Annotated in this window: 1 protein-coding gene; it reads right to left on the bottom strand. The window is 69.3% G+C overall.

What is annotated here, in order from left to right; all coding sequences use genetic code 11:
* The coding region (locus IG62_RS42905; protein ID WP_037840518.1) for a thiamine pyrophosphate-dependent enzyme at positions 1 to 202 on the bottom strand (202 nt) is incomplete at both ends.

The raw sequence follows: 202 nt of genomic DNA on the forward strand, positions 1-202 counted from the left end.
CTCGTGGACGATGAAGTCGATCACGACCGGGCGGTCGTTGATGGCATTGGCCTCTTCGATGACCTTGTCGAGGTCGGCCGGGTCCTCGCAGCGCAGCGCGACACAGCCCATGGCCTCGGAGAGCTTGACGAAGTCCGGGATGCGGGTGCCGGCCGAGGGCTTGCCGGCGCCGCTGGCCATCTCGGCGGGGCCGCTGTGCAGC

Origin of the sequence: Streptomyces sp. NRRL S-337 (assembly GCF_000720175.1) — a bacterium.
GTDB classification, from domain to species: Bacteria; Actinomycetota; Actinomycetes; order Streptomycetales; family Streptomycetaceae; genus Streptomyces; species Streptomyces siderophoricus.